Annotated in this window: 6 protein-coding genes; 5 read left to right on the top strand and 1 reads right to left on the bottom strand. The window is 64.8% G+C overall.

Features of this window, described 5'->3' with window-relative positions; genetic code table 11:
- Nucleotides 1-77: 77 nt before the first annotated feature.
- Nucleotides 78-1,346, bottom strand: a complete 1,269-nt coding sequence (locus Q0O40_RS14855; RefSeq protein ID WP_295531573.1) for a polyhydroxyalkanoate depolymerase — start codon at nucleotides 1,344-1,346, stop codon at nucleotides 78-80.
- Nucleotides 1,347-1,627: 281 nt separating this feature from the next.
- Between Q0O40_RS14855 and Q0O40_RS14850 the strand changes: the two genes are divergently transcribed.
- The 5 genes from Q0O40_RS14850 (at nucleotide 1,628) to Q0O40_RS14830 (ending at nucleotide 6,448) form a co-directional block, all read left to right on the top strand.
- Nucleotides 1,628-3,355: an ABC transporter transmembrane domain-containing protein gene (locus tag Q0O40_RS14850; protein ID WP_295531576.1), complete on the top strand. Its 1,728-nt coding sequence runs from the start codon at nucleotides 1,628-1,630 to the stop codon at nucleotides 3,353-3,355.
- Between the two features lie 51 nt (nucleotides 3,356-3,406).
- Complete coding sequence (locus tag Q0O40_RS14845) at nucleotides 3,407-4,222, top strand: undecaprenyl-diphosphate phosphatase (protein WP_295531570.1); 816 nt, start codon at nucleotides 3,407-3,409, stop codon at nucleotides 4,220-4,222.
- 175 nt (nucleotides 4,223-4,397) lie between these two features.
- Nucleotides 4,398-4,565 (top strand): 50S ribosomal protein L33, encoded by a 168-nt coding sequence (rpmG, locus tag Q0O40_RS14840; protein WP_054106051.1) that lies wholly within the window; start codon nucleotides 4,398-4,400, stop codon nucleotides 4,563-4,565.
- 103 nt (nucleotides 4,566-4,668) lie between these two features.
- Complete coding sequence (locus Q0O40_RS14835; protein ID WP_295531566.1) at nucleotides 4,669-5,322, top strand: outer membrane lipoprotein carrier protein LolA; 654 nt, start codon at nucleotides 4,669-4,671, stop codon at nucleotides 5,320-5,322.
- 322 nt (nucleotides 5,323-5,644) lie between these two features.
- Nucleotides 5,645-6,448, top strand: a complete 804-nt coding sequence (locus Q0O40_RS14830) for an exodeoxyribonuclease III (protein ID WP_295531563.1) — start codon at nucleotides 5,645-5,647, stop codon at nucleotides 6,446-6,448.
- Nucleotides 6,449-6,516 lie beyond the last annotated feature (68 nt).

Genomic DNA, 6,516 nt, shown 5'->3' with positions numbered 1-6,516 from the left:
GGCCTCAGTCGGTAAAGCGCAACCCAGCGGCAGACAGCCCGAGGTCCCGGCCTCCGCCGGGACGCACGACGCCCGCCTTAGCGCACCACCTTCAGCTTGCCGCTTTTCGCGGCCTTCTCGTGCGCTTCAATCCAGCTATCGACAACCGGCGCGATCGCGCTGCGCCAGCGCGAGCCATTGAAGATGCCGTAGTGGCCGACTTCGGGCGCGAGGTGATATTTCTTGAGCTTGTCCGGCAGGCCCGGCGTCACCTTGAGCGCCGCCTTGGTCTGGCCGATCCCCGAGATATCGTCGCGCTCGCCCTCGATGCACAGGATCGCGGTATCCTTGATCGCCGCCAGATCGACCAGAATGCCCTGGTGCACCAGCTCGCCCTTGGGCAAGGCATGCGTCTGAAACACCACGTCCACCGTCTGCAGGTAAAATTCGGCGGTCATGTCGCACACCGCGCGGTATTCATCATAGAACGCCTTGGTCGAATCCGCGCTTTCGCCGTCGCCCTGCACCAGATGCTTGAACAGGCCGTAATGGCTCATCATGTGGCTGCCCAGGTTCATCGACATGAAGCTGGCGAGCTGGACAAAGCCCGGATAGACCTGCCGCCCTGCCCCGGGATAATTGACCGGCACGGTGGTGATCACGTTGTGCTTGAACCACACATAGGGCCGGGCAATCGCATGGTCGTTGACCGCGGTCGGGCTTTCGCGCGTGTCGATCGGCCCGCCCATCATCGTCAGCGTGAGCGGCCGGCACGGGTTATCGCGCACCGCCATTACCCCGGTAGCGGCCAAGGCAGGCACCGATGGCTGGCATACTGCCATCATATGCGCCCCCGGGCCGATATATTCCAGAAAGCCGATCAGGTAATCGATGTACTCATCCAGATCGAACCGGCCATCTTCGAGCGGCACGAACTTCGCGTCGGCCCAATCGGTGATGTAGACCACGCAGCTTTCGAGCATCCGCTCGACCGTGCCGCGCAGCAGCGTGGCATAATGCCCGCTCATCGGCGCGACCAGCAGCAGCCGCGGCGCATCCGGCCCCAGCCCGTCATGGGTGAACATCCTGAGGTCGCAGAATGGCTTGTGGATCACCACCGTCTCGTTGACCGCGTGGGCCTTGCCGCCGACCGTCACCGTCTTGAGCCCAAAGGCCGGCTTGGCGCGCGGCGCTGCTGCATGCGCGAACACTTCGAGCGCCGATGCCAGCATCTGGGTGCCGCCAAATCCCGACAACGGATTGCGCGGATTGCCGAGCATATCCGCGCTCATCGATGCCATCGCGCTGCCTGCATTGAGCATCGAGCGCTGAATCTCGTAAGCTTTGTAAAGCAATGCGAACCTCATTTTCTGTTTTGCCGAGCCGCATAAGCTCCGCCTGCTGCCTTAGTTTGCCGTGATTCTCCGTCTTGTGCAACGCAACAATGCGCAGGCTGGCGGTTCTCGCCCCTCCCGCCCCCTTCCTGCACCCGCGCGGTTCGGCTAGGAACCCGGCGATGGACGCTGAAACCCCGCTGATCGCAACCCCGGACAACGCAGCCCCGCTTGCCGAGAACGGGCCGCCTGCGCTTTCGCCCGACAAGCTTACGGCTGGCAAGCTCTCGCCCCGCACGCTCACGCCGCTGCGCATGATCTACCGGCAGGCCAGCGCCTATCCCCGCGAGGTGGCCATCGCGCTCACCGCGCTGGTCATCACCTCGGGCGCGACCATTGCCATCCCTGCCAGCCTCAAGCCGATCGTCGACAATGGCTTTGGCGAAGGCGCCGATCCCGATACGATCAACCAGCTGTTCCGCTGGCTGGTGGCCGTCGTCGTGGTGCTCGGCATCGGCACGGCGGTGCGGTTTTACTTCGTCTCGTGGATTGGTGAGCGCGTCGTCGCCGATCTCAGGATCAAAGTGCAGCACAATCTGCTGCGCATGCCGCCCAGCTTTTTTGAGAGCAACAGCCCCAAGGAAATCTCCTCGCGGATGACCTCCGACACCGCGATCATCGAGCAGGTTGTCGGCACCACCGTTTCGGTCGCGCTGCGCAACACGATCACCGCGGTCGGCGGCATCTCCTATCTCTTTCTGCTCGCCCCCGCGCTCACGGCTGGGTTGCTGGTCGGCATCCCGCTGGTGGTGGGGCCGATTGTCTACTTCGGCTCGCGCCTGCGCACCGCATCGCGCTCCAGCCAGGACCGGGTCGCCGATATCGGCGTGCAGATCGCCGAAGTGCTCGGCGCGATGAAAGTGGTACAGGCGTTCGGCCAGGAAGGCCGCGAAGCCGCCCGCTTTGGCGAGGCGGTCGAACGCAGCTTCCAGACCGCGCAGCGCCGCATCCGCATCCGCGCGGCGATGACCGCGATCGTCATCTTCCTCGTGTTCGGCGGGATCGTCGCGCTGATGTGGGAGGGCGCGCTCGGCGTCGCCAACGGCTCGATCAGCAGCGGCACGATCGCCGCCTTCGTGCTCACCGGCGGGATCGTTGCGGGCGCGGTCGGCTCGCTGACCGAGGTCTACGGCGATCTGCTGCGCGGTGCAGGCGCGGCCGGGCGGCTCAACGAACTGCTGCTCGAAAGGCCCGACATCATCGCGCCCGAGCGGCCGCTGGTGCTGCCCCAGCCGCCGCGCGGGCAGATCGCGTTTCAGAACGTGTCATTCCGCTATCCCAGCCGGCCCGAAGTGGCCGCGCTTGACGATTTCTCGCTTACTGTCGAACCGGGCGAGACCGTCGCCATTGTCGGCCCCTCGGGCGCGGGCAAATCCACGCTGTTTCTGCTGGCCGAGCGGTTCTACGATCCCCACGGCGGCACCGTGCGGATCGACGGCGTGGCGCTCACCCAGGCCGATCCCGCCGCGGTGCGCCAGCGCATGGCGCTGGTCCCGCAAGAAGGCGTGCTCTTTGCCGCCAGCGCGCGCGACAATTTGCGCTATGGCAATTGGGACGCCACCGATGAGCAGATCTGGGAAGCGGCGCGCGCCGCCAATGCCGAAAATTTCCTGCGCGAACTGCCGCAAGGCCTCGAAACGTTTCTTGGCGAAGACGGCGCGCGGCTCTCGGGCGGGCAGCGCCAGCGCATCGCGATTGCCCGCGCGGTGCTGCGCGATGCGCCGATCCTGCTGCTCGATGAAGCCACCAGCGCGCTCGATGCCGAGAGCGAGCGGCTGGTGCAGGATGCGCTCGACCGGCTGATGCAAACCCGCACCACGCTGGTCATCGCGCACCGCCTCGCCACCGTGCGCAGCGCCGACCGGATCGTGGTGATGGACCGGGGTCGTATCGTCGAGCAAGGCACCCACGCCGTGCTCTCCGCCCAAAACGGGCTCTATGCCCGCCTCGCGCGGTTGCAATTCGATAGCGCCGAGCTCTAATTGGCCTCGTACGCTTGACAGCGCGCTGCACTGCGGCAACGAGCGCGAGCCATGGACAATCTGACCCTCACCGCGATTCTGCTCGGCATAGTCGAGGGGCTGACCGAGTTTCTGCCGGTATCCTCCACCGGGCACCTGATCCTCGCAGCTGAGTTTTTCGGCTATAATCCCAAGCAGTGGGAAGTGTTCAACGTGGTGATCCAGCTGCCGGCGGTGATGGCGGTGGTGGTGCTCTATTGGCGAACCTTTGCCGATGTCACGGTGGGCGCGCTGCGCGGAAACCGCGAATCGATCGCTTTCATGCGCAATGTGCTGGCCGCGTTCATTCCGGCGGCGGTGCTCGGGGTGCTGCTCAAATCGCGGATCGACGTGCTGCTGGAAAACCCGGTCGTGGTGTGTTTCGCGCTGATCATCGGGGGCCTTGTCATTCTGCTGGTCGAGCGCTTCGTCAGCCACCAGACGTACCGTCCGGTCGGGCAGATGCCGCTTTCGCAAGCGGTGAAAATTGGCGTCATTCAGTGCGTTTCGATGATCCCCGGCGTCTCGCGCTCGGGCGCGACGATCATGGGCGCGCTGACATTGGGAGAAAACCGCCGGACTGCCGCCGAATTCAGCTTCTTCCTCGCCGTGCCGACGATGTTTGGCGCCACCGTCAAGCAGCTGTGGGACCACCGCGAGGAATTGGCGGCGGGCACCGGCGGCGTCGGCCTCAGTGAAATCGCGGTCGGTTCGGTGGTCTCGTTCGTCGTCTCGCTGATCGTGATCAAGTTCTTCATCGGCTATGTCAGCAAAAGCGGGTTCGCGCCCTTCGCGCTGTACCGCATCGTCGTCGGCGTGCTGGCGCTGACCTGGCTGCTCTGGGTCTGAGGCCACCCCCGCCACCGCAAACGCTGCAAGCTGCCCGCGCGGTGCGCATTCCAAGACTTGACTTTGAAGCGATTCTCCCTCAGCGGCGCTCGTCTGAAAGTCGGCGCGCTCCGCGCCGCAAATGTTTTATGCGCGTGCTGTTTTGGCGGCACGCGCGCAAGTTCAGGATAATGCCATGGCCAAGCCCACTACCGTCAAGATCCGCCTGGTCTCGACCGCAGACACCGGTTTCTTCTACGTGACCAAGAAGAACCCGCGCAACACCACCGAGAAGATGGTGTTCCGCAAGTACGATCCCGTCGTGCGCAAGCATGTCGAGTTCAAGGAAGCCAAGATCAAGTAAGCACAAGACGGCCGGTCGCAAGACGGCTGGGCGCCCGCTGCACATTGCGCCGCGCCAGCCAAGGTTCACTTGAAGTTCAAGGCTGATCCTGCAAGGCGGGGCCATGAACATCTCTTTATCGACGTTTCGCAAGCTGGTCCCGCTCGCCGCCTTGGCGCTGAGCGCAGCGGCCCTGCCGCTCGCCCCGGCGCGGAGCGCGCCTCCCGCAAGCCAGCCCTCCTCGGTCGATCAGGCGATCGCCGCCTTGCGCGCGATTTCCACCATGCGCGCCGATTTCGTGCAGACCGACCGCAAGGGCCAACGCATCGCCGGGGTAATGACCCTGCAACGCCCCGGCCGGATCCGCTTTCAATACCAGAAGGGGGTGCCGCTGCTGATTGTGTCAGATGGCGCCGCGCTCACCCTGATCGATTACGAAGTGCGGCAGGTGCAGCGCTGGCCGATCCGCAACAGCCCGCTGGGCGCGCTGCTCGATCCGAACAAGGATGTCGCCCGGTTTGCGCGGCCCATCGCCACCGGCAATCCCGGCGTGCTCAGCGTTGAGATCAAGGACCCGCGCCATCCCGAATATGGCACGATCACGATGGTCATGGTGAAAAACGCCGCTGCGCCGGGCGGATTCGCGCTCGACAGCTGGGTCTCGTTCGATGCGCAGGCCGCGCGCACTTCGGTCCGCCTGACGAATCAGCAATATGGCATCGCGGTCCCGGCCAACACCTTCCGCTGGAACGATCCGCGCCTGCCGACCCGGCGATAACCCTGTTCCCTTGTTCCTGAACGGCCGGTCTTTGGTCGTCGCCAGTTTGCCTCGCTTCAGCCCTTAGATGCAGCCTGCGCGCGACAAATTGCGACACAGTTGTTCGCTGCGTTCATCCGCCAGAAAGCGGCGGGGGCCTAGTAAAAACTGGTCAGGGCAACAGAGCCCAAGTTTCCCCCCTGTTGCTTGGGGCTCACTTCCGAATTGCCCTGACAAGCGTGACGAACGCACATGGAACCCTCGCCCCAACGCCCCCGGGGCGAGGGTTTTCCTGTTTGAGGGGCCCTTGTAGGCTAAGGCACAGGCACCTAAAGCCGCAGGCATGTCCGCAGCCTCGCTCACCCTCGCCACCTGGAATATCAACTCGGTCCGCCTGCGCGCCGATCAGGTCGCGCGGTTCCTGCGCGAGGAAGCGCCCGATGTGCTGTGCCTGCAAGAGATCAAGACCGCCGAAGCCAGCTTCCCGCACGATGTATTCGAGGCGCTGGGCTACACCCACCGCGCGGTGCACGGGCAAAAGGGCTACCACGGCGTCGCCACGGTCAGCCGCTTGCCCTTGCGCGAGGTCAGCCGCCACGATTGGCAGGACAATGGCGAGGCGCGCCATGTCGGTGTCGAGCTGCTGGGCGCTGGGCAGGGCGTGATCCTCGAGAACGTCTATATCCCCGCCGGCGGCGACATTCCTGACCGCGAGGCCAATCCCAAGTTCGGCCAGAAGCTCGATTTTCTGGAGCGGATGACACGCTGGGCCGGGGCGATCGACCGCCCCACTGTGATCGTCGGCGATTTCAACATCGCGCCGCTCGATTGCGACGTTTATGATCACAAGGCGCTGCTCAAGGTTGTCAGCCACACGCCCGAGGAAGTCGCCACGCTCGGCCGCTTTGCCGATGCCCACGGCTGGGTCGATCTTGGCCGCAAGCATATCCCCGCGCCGCAGCGCAATTATTCGTGGTGGTCCTATCGCTCTTATTGGCGCGAGAAGGATCAGGGCCGCCGCCTCGATCACATGTGGGCCTCGCCCGAACTGGCCGTGCAGTCGCAGGGCCACCGCATGGCCGAGCACACCCGCCGCTGGGATCAGCCCTCTGATCACATCCCGCTGATCACCGAGTTTGCGCTTTGAGCGATACGAACGGTCCGCGTGCGGTCGCGCTCGCGCTCGATGCGCTGCGCCATGGCTGGGCGATCCGG

The sequence above is a fragment of the Novosphingobium sp. Chol11 genome, assembly GCF_945870625.1.
In the GTDB taxonomy this organism is placed as follows: Bacteria; Pseudomonadota; Alphaproteobacteria; order Sphingomonadales; family Sphingomonadaceae; genus Novosphingobium.
The sequence above is the reverse complement of the archived record's forward strand: the minus strand, read 5'-3'. Positions and strand labels throughout refer to the sequence as shown.

Bases quoted from the DNA above. Each gene is read 5' to 3' on its own strand.
- Q0O40_RS14855 (WP_295531573.1), bottom strand. From the start codon at position 1,346: ATGAGGTTCGCATTGCTTTACAAAGCTTACGAGATTCAGCGCTCGATG.
- Q0O40_RS14850 (WP_295531576.1), top strand. From the start codon at position 1,628: ATGATCTACCGGCAGGCCAGCGCCTATCCCCGCGAGGTGGCCATCGCG.
- Q0O40_RS14845 (WP_295531570.1), top strand. From the start codon at position 3,407: ATGGACAATCTGACCCTCACCGCGATTCTGCTCGGCATAGTCGAGGGG.
- rpmG (WP_054106051.1), top strand. From the start codon at position 4,398: ATGGCCAAGCCCACTACCGTCAAGATCCGCCTGGTCTCGACCGCAGAC.
- Q0O40_RS14835 (WP_295531566.1), top strand. From the start codon at position 4,669: ATGAACATCTCTTTATCGACGTTTCGCAAGCTGGTCCCGCTCGCCGCC.
- Q0O40_RS14830 (WP_295531563.1), top strand. From the start codon at position 5,645: ATGTCCGCAGCCTCGCTCACCCTCGCCACCTGGAATATCAACTCGGTC.